The organism is Oceaniovalibus sp. ACAM 378, from assembly GCF_008085915.1.
In the GTDB taxonomy this organism is placed as follows: Bacteria; Pseudomonadota; Alphaproteobacteria; order Rhodobacterales; family Rhodobacteraceae; genus Oceaniglobus.
Genome location: NZ_VSJK01000063.1, coordinates 1 through 1,784, shown reverse-complemented (window position 1 = coordinate 1,784; position 1,784 = coordinate 1). Strand labels below are relative to the sequence as shown.

General features: G+C 53.3%; 2 protein-coding genes. One reads left to right on the top strand and one right to left on the bottom strand.

The genetic code is table 11. The annotated features are described in order from the left end of the window. Positions 1–237 precede the first annotated feature (237 nt). Positions 238–1,323, bottom strand: coding sequence for a CAP domain-containing protein (locus FQ320_RS25120; protein WP_148475986.1), 1,086 nt, complete (start codon positions 1,321–1,323; stop codon positions 238–240). A gap of 240 nt (positions 1,324–1,563) precedes the next feature. Here FQ320_RS25120 and FQ320_RS25115 point away from each other — a divergent pair. After that, positions 1,564–1,784 (top strand): transposase (locus FQ320_RS25115; RefSeq protein WP_148475985.1); only part of this gene is annotated, 221 nt, incomplete at its 3' end.

Below are 1,784 nucleotides of genomic sequence, written 5' to 3'. Positions count from 1 at the left end.
CAGCCTCCTGCTCTTTGATCATCCCGATAATCTGCGCTTCGGTGAAACGGCTTTTCCTCATCTCGTCTGCTCCTTCAGGTTGGGCAGACTCTACATCAGACTGAGGGAACTTCCGGGGGGCAGGTCAAAGGCAACAATACCAGATCCTGCAGCGAAACCTAAAAACTCACCATATCTTTAAGTAAAAACAGATAGGCGTCAGCAGCTCAGATTGAGATCATTACAAAGGGCCTGAGGTCAGAAGATGAAATCTTCTGCTGAGTAATCGAGCCCGATGCCGACATCCGAGAAGGAGACGCCAACCAAAAGAATGCTGTCAGAACCGGAAACGATGCGCGCTTCGCCACCGTCGTTCACGAGATGGTTGGTTGTCAAATCCGCGAAATCGGTAATCGAATCGACTTCGGACAGATCGATTTTCTCTTTGTTATTGGCGTGAAAGTTGATGATTGTGTCATTACCAAAGCCGTTTTCGAAGATGAAGACGTCCCAACCGTTATTCCCTTTCATCCAATCGTCGCCATCGCCGCCGATAATTGTGTCCTTACCGTCACCTCCGGATATGGTGTCGTTGCCGGCCTGTCCGATCAATTGATCGTTGTTTGCATTGCCAATAATTCTGTCATTGCCTCGGCCGCCTGAAATATAGTCTGCGCCTTTGGAGCCGTTGATCGTATCGTTGCCGTCGCCCCCAGAAATGGTGTCTTTCCCGCCGCCACCCAGCAATTTGTCATTCCCCGACGACCCATTCAGCGTGTCGGGGCCACCGCGACCTTTTAACGTTCCCGCGCTGGATAGCGATAGTTCGTCGGCCCCGGATGTCGCGATCGTACTGTTTCCCGTGCCTCCGTGATCCCCCAAACCGGTGTCAAATTGCAGTGGGGCGCTGGTTGCCGCGAAATTCTGGGTCACAATCACAGCATCCCAACCATTGAAGTCGCCTTGCTCAATGCCGACACCGACAACTGTCACGTTCGGGTTAAGGATGTTTGCTCTGTGTCCAGAGCTGTTCATAAGTGAGTCATGAAGGTTCTGTACGTCATCAGAAAGTCCAGGAGCACCACGTTCAGTTTGCCAAGCAATGTTTTCTGCCCAGGTCCAATTGCCAGAAAATTGGAAGTTCGCCTGCTGCATCCGAACGCTAGCGCTGGATCCGCCGGTACCTGTGTGGGAAAAAGTATCCTCCGCCAACATCCACTCGCTATGCGTTTCTGCTGAATCATTCAGGCGCAGTTCCAGTTGAACTGGGTCGAGCCCCCGCGATGTCCGCTCATCATTGATGAGTTCGAGCATCTGTCGTTCCAAACTGCTCGCCTGCGCCATTTTCACTTCTCCTGCTTTGAAACTTTGGTTCACGGCTCCTAGCGGGAGAAATATGACCTCGATACGGGCTTCTGGAAACGGTGTTGTTTGAGGCGAGGGCCCGCCGATTATTGCTTGCAGCTCGGCGGAACGTTGCGCCAAATTTCCGCTGTGCAATTTCCAGCCGGCTAGGCTCCAGACCCATTAACGGGCTTGAAGCGGCTGTGGCTGCGTGATTCACGCCTCCCAAACTTTGGAGGCATGATGAGCCATGGGGTGCCACGCGTCGATGACCGGCGCGTGCTGAGTGGTATTATCTTTATCAATCGCAATGGGTTGCGCTGGCGGGACGCATCCAGGGAATATGGTCCGCACAAGACACTTTATAACCGCTGGAAACGGTGGAGTGACATGGGGGTGTTCGCGCGGATCATGATGGGGCTGGCTGCCGAAACGCCAGACAATAAGACGATCTCGATCCC

Excerpts from the sequence above, each read along its gene's own strand:
- FQ320_RS25120 (WP_148475986.1), bottom strand. The coding sequence starts at position 1,323 with ATGGCGCAGGCGAGCAGTTTGGAACGACAGATGCTCGAACTCATCAAT.